This is a genomic window from Synechococcus sp. Nb3U1 (assembly GCF_021533835.1).
GTDB lineage: Bacteria > Cyanobacteriota > Cyanobacteriia > Thermostichales > Thermostichaceae > Thermostichus.
This window is the reverse complement of the sequence record NZ_JAKFYQ010000001.1, coordinates 1,330,112-1,346,198: the sequence shown is the minus strand read 5'-3', so window position 1 is coordinate 1,346,198 and position 16,087 is coordinate 1,330,112. Positions and strand designations below refer to the sequence as shown.

The 16,087-nt window shown below is 44.0% G+C and carries 12 protein-coding genes; 11 read left to right on the top strand and 1 reads right to left on the bottom strand.

Annotated elements, in window-relative coordinates:
* The first annotated feature begins 28 nt into the window (after window positions 1-28).
* The 11 genes from L1047_RS06175 (at window position 29) to L1047_RS06125 (ending at window position 13,071) form a co-directional block, all read left to right on the top strand.
* Window positions 29-1,306 carry an O-antigen ligase family protein gene (locus L1047_RS06175; RefSeq protein ID WP_235278002.1) on the top strand — a complete coding sequence of 426 codons (1,278 nt, stop codon included), beginning with the start codon at window positions 29-31 and terminating at the stop codon, window positions 1,304-1,306.
* Between the two features lie 63 nt (window positions 1,307-1,369).
* Window positions 1,370-2,338, top strand: coding sequence for a glycosyl hydrolase (locus L1047_RS06170; protein WP_235278001.1), 969 nt, complete (start codon window positions 1,370-1,372; stop codon window positions 2,336-2,338).
* Window positions 2,339-2,358: 20 nt separating this feature from the next.
* On the top strand, window positions 2,359-3,351 hold the full coding sequence (locus L1047_RS06165) for a glycosyltransferase family 2 protein (protein WP_235278000.1): 993 nt from the start codon (window positions 2,359-2,361) through the stop codon (window positions 3,349-3,351).
* Window positions 3,352-3,366: 15 nt separating this feature from the next.
* Window positions 3,367-4,866 (top strand): lipopolysaccharide biosynthesis protein, encoded by a 1,500-nt coding sequence (locus L1047_RS06160; RefSeq protein ID WP_268836160.1) that lies wholly within the window; start codon window positions 3,367-3,369, stop codon window positions 4,864-4,866.
* A 52-nt stretch (window positions 4,867-4,918) separates the two neighbouring features.
* Window positions 4,919-5,848, top strand: coding sequence for a glycosyltransferase (locus tag L1047_RS06155; protein WP_235277998.1), 930 nt, complete (start codon window positions 4,919-4,921; stop codon window positions 5,846-5,848).
* A 51-nt stretch (window positions 5,849-5,899) separates the two neighbouring features.
* Window positions 5,900-6,967, top strand: coding sequence for a glycosyltransferase family 4 protein (locus L1047_RS06150; RefSeq protein WP_235277997.1), 1,068 nt, complete (start codon window positions 5,900-5,902; stop codon window positions 6,965-6,967).
* Window positions 6,862-8,445: an MBOAT family O-acyltransferase gene (locus L1047_RS06145; RefSeq protein ID WP_235277996.1), complete on the top strand. Its 1,584-nt coding sequence runs from the start codon at window positions 6,862-6,864 to the stop codon at window positions 8,443-8,445. The genes L1047_RS06150 and L1047_RS06145 overlap by 106 nt, the downstream gene beginning before the upstream one ends.
* Before the next feature lie 55 nt (window positions 8,446-8,500).
* Window positions 8,501-9,724 (top strand): hypothetical protein, encoded by a 1,224-nt coding sequence (locus L1047_RS06140; protein ID WP_235277995.1) that lies wholly within the window; start codon window positions 8,501-8,503, stop codon window positions 9,722-9,724.
* Window positions 9,725-9,761: 37 nt separating this feature from the next.
* Window positions 9,762-10,733 (top strand): glycosyltransferase family 2 protein, encoded by a 972-nt coding sequence (locus L1047_RS06135; RefSeq protein ID WP_235277994.1) that lies wholly within the window; start codon window positions 9,762-9,764, stop codon window positions 10,731-10,733.
* 53 nt (window positions 10,734-10,786) lie between these two features.
* Window positions 10,787-12,085: a glycosyltransferase family 2 protein gene (locus tag L1047_RS06130; protein ID WP_235277993.1), complete on the top strand. Its 1,299-nt coding sequence runs from the start codon at window positions 10,787-10,789 to the stop codon at window positions 12,083-12,085.
* A gap of 92 nt (window positions 12,086-12,177) precedes the next feature.
* On the top strand, window positions 12,178-13,071 hold the full coding sequence (locus tag L1047_RS06125) for an FkbM family methyltransferase (RefSeq protein WP_235277991.1): 894 nt from the start codon (window positions 12,178-12,180) through the stop codon (window positions 13,069-13,071).
* A gap of 103 nt (window positions 13,072-13,174) precedes the next feature.
* On the opposite strand, the gene treY is transcribed toward L1047_RS06125, so the two are convergent.
* Window positions 13,175-15,976: a malto-oligosyltrehalose synthase gene (treY, locus tag L1047_RS06120; RefSeq protein WP_235277989.1), complete on the bottom strand. Its 2,802-nt coding sequence runs from the start codon at window positions 15,974-15,976 to the stop codon at window positions 13,175-13,177.
* Between the last annotated feature and the right edge of the window lie 111 nt (window positions 15,977-16,087).

Sequence of the window (16,087 nt, the reverse complement as noted above, 5' to 3'; positions counted from 1 at the left end):
CGAGTGGCTTTCTGAGTCGTTCAGGCATGTGCTGCCTGATCAACACGCAGAAAAAGTGATCTTTTGGACGATTGCTTTGGTGCCGCTTTGGTGGGTTCTGGGCATTCAAATTATTGTTTACCCACTGGTGGGGGGGTATTTGCTGTTGCGCAGTTGGTATCGCCCACAGCCAGTTCCACTGTTGGTGGGATGGCACCTCTGGTGTGGCTACATCATCGCTTGGCTGGTTTCTCTGCTCATTAATTTGGCTTTAGGGGTAGCAGAGGTTGGGCGTAGCCTCACTGCTTTGGGAGCAATTTTGGGTGTTTGGGTGCTGACGGTGGCGGTTTGGTACGCCGTGCGCCGGTTACAGGTTCGTTTTCAAGTGGTGGTTAGAGCGGCCTGTATAGTCGGCCTATGCCAGCTGATCGCAGTCGTGATTGGGGAAGGGTACCTACGCCTGACGGGATCCCTTTTGGAAACCCACAGCCTTGTGACGATATTGTGGCCTTCGATACCTGCTCGAGTTTTCTTTGAGGCGCAGCTCTATGGCCTGGATCGGATCGCCTGGGAGGTGGATCCCGTTTTAGTCCCTCGTCTGAAGTCGTTTTACTATTGGTCTCCCTTAGCTGGGACGATGAGTTTGATCCTGAGTCAGATCGCGTTAACGGAGGAGAGTCGATTTTGGCGTTGGGTTGGACTCATGGGTGCAGTAGTAACGCTTCGGTTTTCAGCAGCTCGTATGGCTCAACTGGCTTTTGGGGCAGCGACTCTAATTAGCCTCTGGTTTGGTAGTCGCTGGGGACGTCGAATATTGAACGGGTTGGTGATTCCCTTGGCAGCAGCTTCTCCTTTTTTAATTAGCGGCTTCACCTGGTATCTCTTCAATTATCGACGGGACTCCTTCACACTACGCCAGGAAATGTATCGGGAGGCTTTTGAAGCCTTTCTAGATTCTCCCTTTTTTGGCTATGGGGCTCAAGGGCATTCGAGAATTACACACCATCCACTCGGATCCCATTCGCAGGTTCTTTCTTCGCTCTACCAAACTGGGGCCATTGGTTCTGCTTTGATCATTTTGGCTTGGCTGGCTATAGCTGTGGCGTTGGTGAATTGGGTATTAAAACACCCTCGTTTGGCACCCTGCTTGGGAGCTTGGGTCGGGCTCACGTTTGTCATGCTCACTGAGGAATATCACGCTGCAAGTGTGACTGCCTTTACGCTATCTGCTTGGTTGGGCTGTGCTTGGAATTGGGGTGAGCAAACCATCCGTCGTCAGTGGCTACCACCATGGTGGCAGGAACCTCCCTTCCCATGGCAGCAATAGGTATAACAACAAGCCTAAAGGATACTCTTTTAGACTTAATCTAAAAAATCAACGGATGCTACTATGCCGAACCGTTTTCTTCGCAAATCCATTTTCTTGAGTATTAGGGGGATGAGCATTACGGTTGCTCTGATTGCTGCATCTATTATTTTTGCTTGCTCTGGTTCAATGACAGGAATTTCAAGCAAGATGTTTGTGAGACTGGATCCATTCTATGGAGTAGAGGTGGGAAATGATGCCAATGCGTCTGAGATCATTTCTGTCTTACAGGATCTGAAGATCAGTACTGTTCGTCTCTGGGCTAATGTGAATTGGAATGAGCGTCGTGAACCTAGCAGTGGTGTCTTTGATCGAGCTCGACGATTGAAACAGGCTGGGTTCAAGGTCATTGTTCTATTTCAAAACCGCGAGGTTCCCTCCTCTGCAACTGAGGTCAAGGCTTATTTCGATTGGGTGCAAACCCTACCAGGCATTAGAGAATCTATCGATATCTGGGAGATCCTCAATGAGTTAGAAGGCAGAAAATATTGGTTAGGCACAGGTCGTCAATATGTGCAGTTGGTACTCAAGCCAGCCTGGGAATCATTACACTCTCAAAGGGAGAAAGTTCTTGGAGGATCTTTCTCTGCTTGGCAGGAAACAGGTTGGAATACCAATATTACACAAGAGTATTTAACTGCAGGATATCTGAACTATGTGGACTATGCTGGCAGCCATCCCTATACCTTTACAGTCGAGCAAATGAAGTGGCACTTGAACCAAGTGAAGCAATTATATGGCTCCAAGCCAATCATCATTACTGAGTGGAATTTTTTGCCCCAGGCTCGAGCTGATCATGGCAGGGATTATCAGAAGTGGCGACAAATGCTAGATGAAGTGCTTCCTTATGTAAAGGGACAGGTTTTGACCATCTGTTATTTCCGTCTGCATCATTTGCATAGTGAAGGTGGCTGGCCTGGCTTGATCGATTACGAAAATCGTCCTGTAAACCCTTTCTATGAAATGTATCGTTCTTGGACTAGATCAGTGTAGCTACTTGATTTGTTCAACCCATGGCTCATCAATCCAACCCTTCTATGCATCCTACTCCAACAGTTAGTGTCATTGTTCCTGCCTACAATGTGCAGAAGTATATCTCTGAAGCTCTTCAGTCTCTTGTTTGTCAGACTTGGCAGAGCTTTGAGGTATTGATAGTTAACGATGGCTCCACAGATGGCACTGCAGAGGCTGTAGAACCTTGGTGCCAAAGGGATCCCCGCTTCCATCTTTTATCGAAACCAAACGGGGGACTTGCTTCTTCCCGTAATTGGGGAATTCGACATGCTCGGGGTGAGTTTATTGCTCTATTGGATGCTGATGATCGTTATCTCCCCCAAAAGTTAGCGACCCACGTTGAGATACTACAACACCATTCAGAGGTTGGCATTGTCTACAGCGTCTCGAGGATAATTCGGGATGATGGTCGTCCAACTTGGCTAACCCTGAGTGGTCGTCCAATACATTCAGATCCTTTGCTGGCAATGCTCTGTAAGAACTTTATCGGTCATGGCTCAAATGCAATCTTTCGACGAGCGCTGTTTGATCAAATTGGAGGATTTAATGAAAGTTTGCGAAGCTGTGAAGATCTTGACTTTTGGCTAAAAGTAGCAGAGCAGGGATCCCATCGCTTTTATCGACATCCACAAGTCTTATGCGAATATCGCGTTCGGCCAAGTGGTTTATCTTTTAATGTCAAAAAAATGCAGGAATGTGGCGAACAAGTTTTGCAAGCTGCTTTTAACCGTTCCACAGAGAAGGTGAGAACAATGATGCCTACAGCTTACGCTTTTTTCTATCGTCTCCTAGCTCGCTTGGCGTTGACAGCCCAAGAACCAGAGTTGGCCAAAGAATATATTGCTAAAGCTGTTGCTAGTGACGGATCAATTTTCTGGCGGGATCCCCGTTCACTGCTAACTTTGATTGCTGTTCACTTACAGTCTATTTCACGTCCCTTAATTCGATTTTCTCTGGCTCCTCATTCTTCCCTCCTAGATTTACCTAAGTAAACCCTAGAAACCTGTATGGCGAACCTTGAAACCTCACCCTCAAACAACTTGCGTTCTTGCCTTTTCAGTGGACTGCGCTGGAAGGTGGGATCCCAAGTAATGCAACAGATATTGAGTTTAGGTAGCGCGGTGGTGATGGCTCGATTGCTATCGCCTGAGGATTTTGGTTTGTTATCAATGGCTAGTGTGTTTACGGGAATTGTCCATGTCGTACTGGATTTAGGTCTAGGAGCAGCACTAGTTCAGCGTGCAAACATAGAGTCACATCACATCTCTAGCGTTTTTTGGATGAATATAGGCGTAGGATTTGGCCTTTCTCTCGTTGGCATTTTCCTCTCCTGGCCAATTGCCATCTTCTATCAAACTCCAGCAGTGCAGTGGGTTATTTCAGCCTTGGCCTGTTGTTTCTTTATTGTTGCTTTAGGGAGTACACAGGAAGCTCTACTGACTAGAAAAATGCGCTTTCGAGCACTAGAACTTCGTCGAATGCTGAGCCATCTAGTTGGCATCATTGGGGGGCTGATAATGGCATATATGGGTTGGGGAGTCTGGAGTCTAGTCGGACGTATTGTCATAACTAGCTTGCTAGGAACAATATTGCTCTGGTACGTCTCAAATTGGCGACCCACTTGGAAATTTCGATGGGCAGATATACAGCAAATGAGTGGCTTTAGCAACAATGTTCTGGGGGGGAACCTACTGGGATATGTGGGGCGGAATGTCGATAATCTTTTGATAGGAAGATTCCTTGGCGCAGTTGAGCTCGGCTTTTACAGCATGGCCTATAACTTGATGACAGCTCCGTTGGATCGGATCGCTCAGGTGTTAGCAGGAGTCTTGTTTCCAGCCTTAGCTCGACAGCAGGAGGATTTAACCAAAGTAAAGCAGAGTTGGTTTAGAGCCAACCAGTTGGTTGTAGCGGTAGTTATTCCGCTTGTTGTAGGACTTATCCTTTTGGCACCTGAATTGATACGTGTATTTTACGGCGAAAAATGGTTGCCTGCGGCACCTATTTTGCAGATCCTAGCAGTACGAGCACTGGTTGTCGGATTAAAGGCCCTTGATGGGACAGTTTTGATAGCGATTGGGCAAACTCAATTGCGACTCAACCTGATTGCTACCTCAGTAGGAGTAGCTGTTTTATCCTTCTTGATAGGGATCCCATTTGGCATTCGGGGTGTGGCGCTGAGTTTTACTAGCTTCACTTCTCTAGTATCGATAATTGGTTTGTATCTGACTCTGAAATGCGTCAACTCGAACTTTATTGCCTACTTTAGTAATCTAAGCGAAATCCTCTATGCTACAGCTGGAATGACAGTCGGTGTCTTCGCAATGAAGATGCTGTGGCTGGGCTCTGCAAGCAGTTTGCTGGTGACAGCCATTCTGCTAGGAGGAATCCTCTACTTAGGAACATTGCAGCTGATAGCCCCAAACATAATTCAGGAAGGGATTGGAATCTTGCCAGCCCGCTGGGCAAATAAGTTTTCGCGCTTTAGTGTCCGTTCTAATACATAAATTTCCTCATCGTTATCTAACCATTCCCCTTCTTCTTAAGAGGAGATTCTAGATGGAAGTGCAGAAATGGATGTCTTTACCTTTGGTATCGGTAGTCATTCCCATTTTTAATGGAGAGAAGATGTTGCCGACCTTGCTAGATTCTCTTAAAGCATTAGACTACCCAAGCCATAGGCTTGAAATTCTTTTGATAGACAACAATTCCAACGATAGAACTGCAAAACTACTCCAAGAAAGTGGCCATCGAGTTTTATTTGAACCTGTCCCTGGGTGTGGCACAGCTCGCAATCGGGGTATTCGAGAAGCACAAGGTGAATACATAGCCTGCACAGATGTAGATTGTGTATTGGATCCACGGTGGATTCAGGATTTACTAGAAGGTTTTACACACCAGCAGATAGGTGCTGTTGCTGGCACTATAAAACCTCATAGATTAGATGATCCAATCATTCGCTATGAAGCTTTAACTCTACGCAGTCCTAGCCACTGTCCAGAACACCATCTGTTTTTGCCGACGGCCTGTACAGCGAATGTCATGTATAGAGCAGAAGTCTTTCGGAGAGTTGGTTTGTTACTGAACCGGTCTGGCGGAGAGGAGGTAGACCTAAATTGGAGAATGCAGAGTCTAACACCTTACCGAATTCATTTTTTGCAACAAGGGGGAATTGTCTATCATCGCTACCGTGCCGATATTCGAGCCCTTTGCCGATCACAGAGATACAAAGCTCGTACATTGGTTGAATTACATCACCGATGGAAGCTTAAAATTCCTACTGGGAGGAGGGAGTTATCGAAGGCAGGATTGTCTTTATTCACTTTTGCGCTCCGCTGTTTGAGTCGTTTTATTCAGAAAGTCAGACATGAGCCTATTACTGTAGCAGTTAGAGATAGTTTCTTAGAAACTTGGCTAGATGTCTGTGTTCCCTGGACTCGCTATTTAGGAATTCGAGAGGGTCGGGCAGACTTACTCCAGTCAACTTAAATGAATACTCTCAACGGCCACGGAAATGTCTAGCTTTCTCAGGTAGAATCTATGCAAGTGACTCCTTTGCTTTCTAAGTTCACTGGTTCCATCGTTGAAAAACGACGAGTTCTTCATGTTGTCAAAGATGACAAAATGGGAGGAGTAAAATCGAATCTTCGAGGCTTAATTCAATCTGATCTATCGAATAACTTTGATTTTCAGATTGTAGTTTTTGACGTGGAGAAACTCTGTCTCCACTCGTTTCAGGGCATAAAAGAACCTGATTTAATTGTTTATCACCCTACTTGTCGTCTAAAGGGATTGCCTGACTTATTGCGTCTCAAGACTCGCTTCCCGAAAGCCAAGTTAATCATTCACGAACATGCCTATTCGCAAGGATATGAAGAACACAACGTCTCACAACCCTGGAGGTTTCACAGTGTCCTGCGAGTCTTCTATCGTTTAGCAGACCTTGTGGTTACCATCTCACAGGCCCAAGCGGACTGGATGCTGAAGCATCATTTGGCTTCAGATCACCAATTGAGACTCATTCATCAGTGCCCCTCCCTTGAGCGCTTCGCTAAGCTGTTTCCCAAATCTCGAGAGGGAGATTTAATCTTAGGCGCCTATGGTCGCTTTTGCACACAGAAAGGATTCGAAGTGCTCATTGAAGCTATGGAGCAGGTTAAAGACTTACCAGTCAAGCTTCTGCTAGGGGGATCTGGGGAGTTAGAGGGCGCTCTACATCGCATGGCTGAACACCTGTCATCGGTCACTTTTTTGGGCCAAGTGGAAGATGTAGCAAATTTTCTTGGCCGTTGCGATGTGGTGATCATTCCCTCACTCTGGGAACCCTGGGGAAATGTTTGTCTAGAAGCAAGAGCAGCCGGGAAGCCTATCATCGCAAGTCGGATCGATGGCTTAATAGAACAAGTACGAGGTTCTGACGGTGAATCTTGTGGTTTGCTGGTCACTCCAAAAAATCCAACCGAGCTGGCCAAAGGGATCCGAATTATGGCTCTGGCTTCTCCTTGGCAGTTAAGACGGTGGGGAGAAAGGGGAAGACTTTCCACGCAGGAAGGGCATCAAAACTATTTGCAGGCATGGAAAGAATTGATGTGGGAGGTATTGTACTGATGTTGTTTAATTCCTTCCTATTTATTTTTTTGTTCTTGCCTCTCTGTTTAGGAGGTTATTTCTGGATAGGCCGTTTGGGTTCAGTGACTCTCTCGAAAGGGTGGCTGTTGTTGTCTTCTCTAGTTTTTTACGGATATTGGAATGTTACATTCATACCATTAATACTTGTTTCGATAGGAGTAAATTATCAATTGGGAAGGTATCTTCAAGAGAAAAGATACAAGAAGAAACTTTCGAGAATAATTTTATGTTTGGGTTTGTTTTTTAATATCGGCCTCATTGCATACTACAAATATACAGGTTTCCTTCTGTCTTGGTTGCCTTTCTCATCATTGTCCACATGGCTAACTCAGCTATTCCACGTAGATAGCATTATCCTTCCGCTGGCAATTTCTTTCTATACATTCCAGCAAATTGCCTATCTAGTTGATGTGTATCGCGGACAAACTTCAAGTTACTCCTTTCTCGACTATAGTTTATTTGTGCTATTCTTCCCACAGCTAATTGCTGGTCCTATCGTCCATCATCAAGAAGTTATACCTCAGTTTGATAAACTGCGAAACTTGTTATTTTCTCAGAAAAACTTTTCCTTAGGCTGTGTAGCGTTTTTCATTGGTTTATCAAAAAAAGTTATCATCGCTGACAGTATTTCAGGATGGGTGGCACTGCCGTTCAATCATGCTGTTGATCTGAGCTTTATTGAGGCTTGGACAGCAGCGCTTAGCTACACTTATCAACTCTATTTTGATTTTTCTGGTTATTGTGATATGGCTATTGGGCTCGGACTGATGTTAAATGTAAGATTGCCATTCAACTTTAACTCTCCTTATAAGGCTGCTTCGATCATTGAATTCTGGCACCGCTGGCATATTACTTTGTCAAACTTCCTGAGGGATTATCTCTACATTCCGTTGGGAGGTAACCGTCTTGGAGAAACTCGCAGAGTTATCAATCTCATGACTACGATGCTGCTAGGTGGTCTTTGGCATGGTGCTGGATGGACTTATATCGTCTGGGGTGGATTTCATGGAGTATGCCTTAGTGTCAATCACGTTTGGGGAAAAGTGGGTTTTCGTTTGCCAAAAGTAGTATCATGGGCGATTACTTTTTTAGCTGTGACTGTAGGTTGGGTTATTTTTAGGGCTCAATCTCTTACAGATGCAGGTCATATTCTATGGGTCATGACAGGTGTAGAGGGGGTGCTGTTACCTGGGAAGTACCGTGGGTCATTAGGCGATCTAGAAAAGTTTGGTGTCCGATTTAACGATCTTCCTAGCTTGGATTATTTTCCGGGTGGTCAGGAGAGTCTCATCGTTCTAGCCATCTTGACCTTGTGGGTTGTATTTTTGCCTAATACACAGGAGCTAGTTCAGCGGTTTAGACCACGGTGGTGGTGGGGTTTATTTCTCAGTTGTTTGTCTGTGCTGACTTTGTTGTCAATGAGTCGAGTCACGGAGTTTCTTTACTTTCAGTTCTGAGTTAATTTTGGCTGATTTTGGACTAACTAAAAGGTGAATTTATGTAGGAGTAGTTATGGGTCAATACAGCTTTAGCAACTTCAATAAAATCTTCATAGCGCTGTCATTTTCAGCAATGTGCACAACAAGCTTATTTAACCTGGTTATTGATCCTTTGGGCGTCATTGGCTCCCCATCGATAGCTGGTATTAATGCCATCAAGCCCAAAACACTGAATAACAGTAGATTATTTAAGGCTGTTGATATAGCCAGGATCCGACCGAAAAGTATTTTGTTGGGTTCCTCTCGCACCGATATTGGTCTTGATCCTTCCCATCCAGCATTGATTCAGCCAGCATACAATCTGGGACTAACAGCACCTAATATTTACGAGTTACGTCGCTATTTAGAGCATGCTTTAACTATTCAACCTGAATTGGAACAGGTGGTTATTGGACTTGACTTCCAAATGTTCAACGATCTGCGAACCCCTCAACCAGATTTTAGAGAGCAGAGACTAGGCCATGTTGGGATCATCGGATCGGATTTGCTGGATATAACTCTCTCATTAGATGCTTTGGGTGCTAGCTGGGAAACTCTGGTACGCAATCAAAATCCTAACCCACCGGGATCAATACGGGTAAATGGAATGATGGTTCGGAGACCAAGAGAAGTTGATTTAAGGGTGTTCTTTGATACTATTGCTAAGGCTCAGCGTCAGTACCAGGATGGAGTCTACAAAGGATTTAGTAGCTATAAGAACTCTTTAGCCCACCTGAAAGCAATCATAGAAACTTGCGCCAATCGAGAAATTCAGTTGAAATTATTTATTTCCCCTGCGCATGCTACAGAGTGGGAATCTATTTATAATCTGGGCCTATGGCCTTTGTTCGAAGACTGGAAAAGAGATATCGTTTCACTACACCCAGTATGGGATTTCTCAGGCTATAACAGTGTCACTAGCGAAGTAATTGATCCTGGTATGATTTATTATACCGATAGCTCTCATTACACACCGGCAGTAGGGCAGCTAGTATTAAATAGGATATTTAATCGTCAGCTTGAAACAGTTCCTTCAGATTTTGGGCGATATTTGATTCCTGAGATGCTGTCTTTCCATTTAGAAGCTATAGCTAATGAGCGTTCTATATGGCATGAAAAACAGCCAGATTTAGCTCGTGTAGTTGCTGATATTAAACGTCATGAAGAAACTCGATATACTGAAGAAGTATATCCTCTAAATCTAGCTACCCTCACGCAAGCTAAGACTGTATCAGAAGAACCTTTATTGCATCCTTAACTATCAGAGGTACACAAGGTTGCTCAGGAGAAAAGTAATGCCTTTAATTTCTGTCATCATTCCAGCTTTTAATGCAGCCCCAACTTTGGAGACAACTTTGCGTTCTGTGATGAATCAGAATTTTGTAGACATAGAAATTCTAGTCATCGACGATGGTTCAGATGATGAAACTGTTGCTATTGCGCAGCGACTAGCGAAAGAAGACAGTCGTATTTATGTCTTTAGTTACCCAAACGGGGGTGTTTCAGCAAGCCGCAATCGAGGGATTTGTCACGCACAAGGTGAATATCTTAGTTTTATTGACGCGGACGATCTCTGGACTAGCAACAAGTTAGCAGCTCAGTATGAAGCCCTACAGATCCACAAGAAGGCGGCTGTAGCTTATAGTTGGACGGATAATATTGATGCCGAGGGTAATTTGGTTCAAGAAGGTATACGCACTCAGGCTGCAGGTTATATATTGCCTGAACTGCTTCAAATCAATCTGTTACAAAATGGGTCAAACCCCTTGATTAGACGTTTTGCTTTTGAGACTGTAGGTGGCTTCGATGAATCGTTACTCAATGCAGATGACTGGGATATGTGGCTGCGGTTGGCGCAGCACTATGAATTCGTACTGGTAGCTGAACCCCAAGTACTTTATCGTCGCAGTGAGACTTCTAAATCAGCTAAAGTATTGCGGATGGAGCAGCATGCAAGGCGCGTAATTGACAAGGCGTTTGCTCAAGCCCCAAAACAACTACAATCTCTAAAAGTAAAAAGTTTAGCTAACCTTTACAAGTATTTGGCATACAAGGCGCTTCAAGGTGTTCCTTCCGCCCTCGATAGGCAGAGAGTCTTATCTGCGCTGCGATTTTTGTTTACTTCCTACTATTATCAGCCTGTACTCCTTAAAAAGTGGAAACCACTGGTAAAGATGACTTTACGTAGTCTTGTTTGCCTTTCATTTCCTCCCAATCATGCTGAAAAAATTATCGCCCATTTTATCCCTTCACACATGCCATTTTAGTTGTGATCTTAAATAGACAGTCTGGTGACAATGAACAGGAAGAGTAGGATTTTATGCTTCAACCAATAAAGGTGATCGAAATAGAACTGAGTCAACATCTGCCAGAGCTGCTAAACCTAGAAAAATACGGTTCAGTACAAGCGCTGGTACGCCATCAAGGGATCCCACTCACCTACCTAGAGATTCCTGTCAATGAGGGAAAGTGTTCACCAGCCGAAATATGGAATGCATTGCTTCAACATCCTGATTTAAATCCTAATGAGCTAGAGCAACTGTTATTCATTTCGGCTTCTGGTAAGCAGTCTAGCGAGTCTGAGCCATTCCAGGTAGAAAATGCCATTCAAAAACATGAACATGAAAGTATTGACCTCCAAAACCAGGAGCACTGGCCAAGTGTAACCGTGGCTATTTGTACCCGCGATCGTCCGCAAGACCTAAATCAATGTTTAAGATCTTTACTAAAGCTAGATTACCCTTCGCTAGAAATTTTGGTTGTTGATAATGCTCCCAGTGATAATAAAACTGAAAACTTAGTGCGGGATCAGTATCCACAAATCCGTTATATTCAAGAACCTCAGCCTGGCCTTTCATCAGCTCGTAATCGCGCTATTCGCGAGACTGACACAGATATTCTTGCTTTTACAGATGATGATGTTGTGGTCGATAAGAATTGGGTACATGAATTGTCTCGGGTGTTCCAACTACATCCGGATGTGATGGCGGTTACAGGATTAATCGCTCCTTATGAACTGGAAACAGAAGCACAAATCTTATTCGAAAGGCGAAATGGATTTGGGAGAGGGTTTCAGCGAGCATGGATTCAAGTACACACTTCTCCCGAAAAACCGATAGCAGACACATGGTTTTTAACTGCGAAGTGGGGAGCTGGGGCAAATATGGCATTTCGCCATCGTTTTTTTATTCAGGAAGGAGGATTTCCGCTTGCATTAGGTGCTGGGTCTCCTGGACAAGGAGGAGAGGATCTAGAGATGTTTTTCAGAGTGCTCAAGCGTAGGTATGCTTTGGTTTACGAACCAAGAGCCCTGGTCTGGCATCGTCATCGGAAACAAATGGATAAATTAAAAAAGCAAATGCTTAGTTATGGAATTGGATCGACATTTTATTGTATGTATTGTGCTGTAATTTATCCTGAAGAACGTTGGGCAATTTTACAACAATGGATTCATTTGGTATGGAATTGGCACTTATGTCGACTCCTAAAAAGCTTTATTCGAAACAAAGAAATTCCCAGTTCACTTATCTTGCTTGAGTTCGTTGGAATATGGCTAGGACTTTGGAGATCTCTCAAGCTTCTTTTCAGAAAAAGTGAGAATTTTATATTTTATTCTTAAGTGATTTAGATAGTTTTTATCTTAAAGAATTGTGACAGATGGAGGCAATATCTTCGCATTTGCTTTTGGGCTTGTCCAACCAGGAGATTAAAATGGGAACTCGATTAGAGATTCCGAAGATTGATGACTTGATCTTCGATATCGGAATGCACAAAGGAGAAGATACTGACTTTTATTTGAAGAAGGGGTTTCGAGTCATTAGCTTCGAAGCTAATCCTGATATGATTGCATTTTGCGAACGACGTTTCGAGCCTTTTCTAAAGAATGAAAGATTAATTATTATTGGCGGAGCAATAGTGGGATCAAAATATGTTATCTCAGGACAGGAAACTGTTAAATTTTACAAGAATGATTCTCTTTCAGTTTGGGGTACAGTGTGCAAAGATTGGGTAGAACGCAATATCTATCGAGGAACAACGAGTACAGTTATTGAGGTTCCTATTGTAAACCTAATGAGCGTTATTCAAAAGTATGGAATGCCCCACTATATGAAAATTGATATCGAAGGTTGTGACACAGTTTGTGTCGAAGTACTTAAAGAGTTTCAAGTAGTTCCAGACTATATTTCGCTTGAGTCTTCTAAAACTTCTTTTCTGCAGATTAAAGCAGAGATTGAGATGTTGTCAGATCTGGGCTATCTTTCCTTTCAGGCAGTGGAACAATCTTCAATTCCACGCACTCAAAAATGGATAGGCGAGTGTGTGGAACATATTTTTGAAGAAGGTTCATCCGGCCTTTTTGGAGATGAACTTCCACATCGCTGGAAGACAAAAGAGGAAATTCTCGCGCAATACAGGATTATATCACTGGGATACAAGCTTCTGGGGGACTCGGGTAAATTAAATTCCTGGAACTTTCCTGGTTCTTTTTTGTTTAGAGGATTGACTCGGCGGGCACTTCAATGTATGACTAAAGCACCTGTCCCAGGATGGTATGATACACATGCAGCGCTTGCCGCTCCTACAGTTGATAAAGAGCATAGATAGCCTTTTTTGGAATACAATACATTGTTGCTTTATGTTGTTTTTGGTTGAAGAAACATCGCAGAAAATATAGAGTCAGTCTAACAATCCCCTAAATCTTTAATGACTAACGGGACTGACCACATAATATGGCCACTGGGAAAGACTTTAAAATCCCTCCAATAGATAGAGTTTCTCCGGCAGGAATCCCTTCTTCACTAAATCCATTTATCCATTCGACTTTTTTCCAGCGGGGCAGGTGAATGCAGGTATCTTTCCAAATATCTTCCCCAAATGGATCCTGTGTTTCGTCAATCAATTGTGTTAACAAACGTGGCACCACTGTAATTAATACCTGCTTGCCCTGATGGCGGGCGAACGCTACCACATGCTCCCGTCGGGATCCACTTACCTGTAATGGGGTATAAGCACCTTCATGAAATAGTTGCGGATTCTCCTGACGTATTTTCAGAATATGATGAAGCAAAAATAATTTAATGCGTCCATCGCTTCGATGCAACAGTAAGTCTTCTATTAATCGTTGAGGTTCTTGCTTAGCGCGTCGCTGAATTTCTTCAAGGTAGGCTAGGCGGCGAGAAAAATCAACAGGTCGGCGATTATCGGGATCCACCATGCTTAAATCCCAGAGTTCTGTGCCCTGATAAATATCTGGGATCCCTGGACTAGTAAGTTTAACAAGGGTTTGAGAAAGGGAATTAAAGATGCCAAAGTGAGCGATTTTGCGTTGGAAGGTCAAAAAAGATTCTAAAAAAGGATTAGGGGATTGCAAAATTTGATCGATGAAGGTGGTGGTGGCTTCTTCATAGTCAGTATCGGGTCGGAGCCAAGCGGTATGCACCTTGGCTTCTCGGACTGCCTTAATCAGATAATCTTTGACACGCTGCACAAATTGAGGCAATTCTTCCGGCTGAAAGGGATAGGAACCCAGCAGGGTTTGATACAGGAAGTATTCATCGTTGCGATCCGGCAGTTCTGAACGCTTGGCCTTCTTATTGCGAACTTTGTAGTTGGCATTGAGTTCATGCCAGAGTTTAATATTCTTCTCCCATTCCGCTGGAATTTCGGAAAGGACGTTAAGACGAGCTCGAGTATCTTCGCCACGCTTAGTGTCATGGGTAGCAGAGGCATTCATTGCTAGGGGCCAATGGTCTGCTCGTTCTTGGTTAAAGCGATGGAACTCCTGTACCGAAAGACCAAATCGACAGGGATCCCCGCCTACTTCGTTGAGAGACAACAAGCGGTTATACACATAAAAGGCGGTATCCTCTACCCCCTTAGCCATGAGAGGACCAGCTAACTGTTGAAGGCGCATGGCAAAGTAAATCTGTTCGTTTTTTTCTTGTTCTGATAAATTGTCCAGAAACTCTAGGCAGAGAAAGCGCTGAATAAAGTTCAGTTCATTCACTAAGATGGGCAAATTCTCTTTGGCTTGATCTATTGCTTGTCGAATGATTTGTTGACCTTCTGGAGCAAGGATCCCATCACGGATATAGACTCGATAGACTGGAAAACATACCAAAACTTCCACCAAGGCTCGCCGCAAGCTGTAAAGGGTAAAGTCATTGGCATAGCGGTGATGACTAGTGATTTGCTTAAGCAAGAAAGCAAGGTTGTCCATATCGCCCGAAAGATTACGCTCGATGATTAGGCGTTTTTTCTCTTCAATTACCTGTTCTGGCGGCTGCTGTAAGCGGGTGAATTGGCTATACAGTGAGTCGAAAGCCTCGGCATTGTTAGTCTGACAAAAGAGGCCATTCAGTTTAATTAAAAAGTCGTAGCCGGTGGTACCTTGAATGGGCCATTGCTTGGGTAGAGATTCTTCCGACTCCAAAATTTTCTCCACCACAATATAAGTTTCCGGGCAACGCTCCCGTAGTCGCTGGAGATATTCTTCTGGATCAAATAGACCGTCGATGTGATCGATGCGTAGGCCGGTAAAGCGCCCCTGTTCGACGAGCTTAAGGATCATCTGGTGAGTTTTGCGAAATACCTCTCGATCTTCTATACGCAGAGAAATCAGTTCGTTAATGGTAAAAAAGCGACGGTAGTTGATTTCTTCGGCCCCTACTTTCCAAAAAGAAATGCGAAAGTTTTGTCGAGCTAAGAGGTTATCTAATAGATCAAAGCTCGAGGGATCCCCTGGCTTACCATTGAAAATTTCGATGTTCTCATCAAAGAAATTTTGTACAGGCTGACTGGAATTATAGAGTTCCCAGAGGGAATGTTTTGCAAAGTTTATTTGATCGGTACGTTCTAACAAATCTTCCTTAGAGGGAATGAAGCGAAGGCTAAAGAGAATACCGAGCAGTTTGATGTAATCGGGATGACTTCGTCCTAGCTTTCTTCGTAGTTTGCCCAAATTATAAGTAAATACATCTGCGTAGGTATCGATATTCAGGGGGAAGCGTAACGCATAGTAATTGATACTCAAACCGTCGGCATCGTAACGAAGCTGAATTTGTCCGGATTCCAGACATTTATCGTAAAAATCTCCCAAAAAAGGTGCCAATATTCTGCCTTGGATCCCCAAATAGGAATGGTTCCAATTTACATCGAAATAGTCGATAAAATCCGAGTTGGTACCACTTTCTAAGACATCCATCAACATAGGGTTTTGGCCGTCATAAGCCATGTGGTTAGGTACAATATCTTGCACCCAGCCCATCTGCTGCTGGCTCAGGGTCTCCCATAGTTCCTCAAATTTTTCACTGCCGCCCAACTCTAGATTGATCTGGCCAGGATCCACCACATCGTAACCATGGGTACTACCCTTACGCGCCTGAAAAATGGGAGAGGCATAGAGGTCAGAAATGCCCAAAGCTTTCAGGTAGGGGACAATTTGCCGTGCTGCCTCGAAGTCAAACCCAGCATGGAACTGGATGCGATAGGTGGAAGTAGGGATCCGCATGATGACCTCAAAAAAGACAACAAGTCCTGTGAACGCCACAGATGCTACCAGGGTAACGGCTAAGATTGAGAAGTACCCGACCGATAGAGGTCAGAGTTTGTCAATGGCACG

What these genes read in the sequence shown, in the direction of transcription:
- L1047_RS06170 (WP_235278001.1), top strand. Translation starts at nt 1,370, where the DNA reads ATGCCGAACCGTTTTCTTCGCAAATCCATTTTCTTGAGTATTAGGGGG.
- L1047_RS06165 (WP_235278000.1), top strand. Translation starts at nt 2,359, where the DNA reads ATGGCTCATCAATCCAACCCTTCTATGCATCCTACTCCAACAGTTAGT.
- L1047_RS06160 (WP_268836160.1), top strand. Translation starts at nt 3,367, where the DNA reads ATGGCGAACCTTGAAACCTCACCCTCAAACAACTTGCGTTCTTGCCTT.
- L1047_RS06155 (WP_235277998.1), top strand. Translation starts at nt 4,919, where the DNA reads ATGGAAGTGCAGAAATGGATGTCTTTACCTTTGGTATCGGTAGTCATT.
- L1047_RS06150 (WP_235277997.1), top strand. Translation starts at nt 5,900, where the DNA reads ATGCAAGTGACTCCTTTGCTTTCTAAGTTCACTGGTTCCATCGTTGAA.
- L1047_RS06140 (WP_235277995.1), top strand. Translation starts at nt 8,501, where the DNA reads ATGGGTCAATACAGCTTTAGCAACTTCAATAAAATCTTCATAGCGCTG.
- L1047_RS06135 (WP_235277994.1), top strand. Translation starts at nt 9,762, where the DNA reads ATGCCTTTAATTTCTGTCATCATTCCAGCTTTTAATGCAGCCCCAACT.
- L1047_RS06130 (WP_235277993.1), top strand. Translation starts at nt 10,787, where the DNA reads ATGCTTCAACCAATAAAGGTGATCGAAATAGAACTGAGTCAACATCTG.
- L1047_RS06125 (WP_235277991.1), top strand. Translation starts at nt 12,178, where the DNA reads ATGGGAACTCGATTAGAGATTCCGAAGATTGATGACTTGATCTTCGAT.
- treY (WP_235277989.1), bottom strand. Translation starts at nt 15,976, where the DNA reads ATGCGGATCCCTACTTCCACCTATCGCATCCAGTTCCATGCTGGGTTT.